We start from the raw sequence: 1,704 nt of genomic DNA, 5'->3' as shown, positions 1-1,704 counted from the left end.
TACGCCACGTGCCAGCATCAGCTCCTCCTTCTCGCGCATTTTGCAAATACGCTGTCAGGCAACGCAACCTCGCGCAGGCTCAAGTTGAACCGGACGTAGAGCCAGACAACATGAGCAATGATCTGAGGCGGAAACCGATGGCGTTTGTAGCTGATCTTTTGTGTCTGCATCAGACACGGCCTACGCCCAGATCAATGAACCAGCAACCTCAGGCCCGTTAATGTGACAACACCCACGAGATGCCTACCAAGCGCCCCACCAAATGTCCATTACAACCTTCACCATTTGCCCTATACAAACGCCACCAAACAACCAACACCCTGCTCGCTACGCAACACCAAGCCCCGCATCCTGCAATTGCTCTCGATCCGGCAAATCCTGCAGGCTCTCCAGCCCGAACGCCCCCAAAAACTGCTCGGTCGTCACAAAGGTATAGGGCGCACCGCGGCGCGGGGATCTTGGTCCGGTGGCGATCAGGGCGCGCGCGTGCAACCGGCCGATCAGATCGCGGCTGATGTCTTTGCCGAAGATGTCCCTCAGCCCGTCACGGGTGATCGGCTGGTGATAGGCGATGGCGGCGAGGACAGCGACGTCGAACTCGGACAGATCCAAGAGTTGATCGTCCACATCGGCCGCCGCGCGGATCGCGTCGGCATAGGCGGGCCGCGTGCGCAGCATCCAGCCATCGCCAATCTTCGCGACCTCGAACGACCGGCCCTCCAGATCCGCCATCAAATCCGCGATCAGCAGATCGACCGAGGCCCCCTGCCCCACCACGCGCGCCAGATCCGCGCGCGGCACTGGCGTGGCGCTGGCAAACAGCACTGCCTCGATCCGCCGCATCCATTCGCGCCAGCGCAGCTCGGGCGGCAGGTCGGGCAAGTCTCGGTCCAGATCGGGTCTCTCCGTGGCCATCGCTCACACCCCGTAAAGCCGGAAGGTGTCACGCCCGGTCAGCTCACGAACTGCGCCTAAATCAACCACCCGGTCGCACAGCCGCCGCGCGGCGCGATCGGGCAAAGGCAGCGCCGCAGGTGCCACCGCGTCGCGCGTCAGAAACATCGCGACCGCTTCCCCCGCCCCTTTCGCGCGCAGCTTCGGCGCAACGGTTTTCAGATGCGCAGCACGGCGCGCCAGATCGGCGGCAAGCCGCGTGGCCTCATGCGCCGAGGCAGTCACGGCGCGATGGCAAGCCAGTCGCAAGTCCTCGCCCCGCTTGCGCAGATCCGCGCGTTTCAGCCCGCCCGCCAACACGGGCAGCAGATAGTCCCAGCCAAGCGCCTGCGCCAAGACGGCATCCGCGAGGATCAGCGCCGGCACGTCGGCGCGCGGCGCCTGCGTCAGAACCGCCTCCAGCGCCATCGCGGCGCGGGCCACCGGCGCACCCTGCCCCGCATCCAACGCCATCGCGATCTGCTCTGGCGCGGTTTCAGGCAAGGCCCGATGCAGCGCCTTGATCGACACCGGCCGCTCTGCCGCGCGCCGCCAGCACAGATAGACCTCGCCCGCCGGTCCGGGTAGGTCGCCGGGGCGTAGAAGATGGAGCGTGTCTCGCAACGCTTCGGACCGTTCGGGGCGTCCCGAGAAGGTCACGCAAGCCTCTGCGGCCGCCAGCGCAAGACGATCGCGCAACAAGGCGTGGGGCACGTCCTCGCGCCCCAACACAATATGCAGCTGGGCAAGCGCGGCCCCTGACAAAAACGC

2 protein-coding genes and 1 pseudogene are annotated in these 1,704 nt (G+C 65.7%); all 3 read right to left on the bottom strand.

Going from position 1 to position 1,704, the window contains the following annotated elements:
* Positions 1–65: 65 nt before the first annotated feature.
* Positions 66–170, bottom strand: a pseudogene (locus tag DT23_RS19655) (IS6 family transposase); the annotation flags it as partial.
* Positions 171–327: 157 nt separating this feature from the next.
* Complete coding sequence (gene scpB / locus DT23_RS17610) at positions 328–915, bottom strand: SMC-Scp complex subunit ScpB (protein WP_038133486.1); 588 nt, start codon at positions 913–915, stop codon at positions 328–330.
* Between the two features lie 3 nt (positions 916–918).
* Positions 919–1,704: DUF1403 family protein (locus DT23_RS17605; protein ID WP_038133485.1), on the bottom strand; the 786-nt coding region annotated here is incomplete at its 5' end.

Origin of the sequence: Thioclava indica (assembly GCF_000714545.1) — a bacterium.
Classification (GTDB): domain Bacteria; phylum Pseudomonadota; class Alphaproteobacteria; order Rhodobacterales; family Rhodobacteraceae; genus Thioclava; species Thioclava indica.
The sequence above is the reverse complement of the archived record's forward strand: the minus strand, read 5'-3'. Positions and strand labels throughout refer to the sequence as shown.

Bases quoted from the DNA above. Each gene is read 5' to 3' on its own strand.
- scpB (WP_038133486.1), bottom strand. From the start codon at position 915: ATGGCCACGGAGAGACCCGATCTGGACCGAGACTTGCCCGACCTGCCG.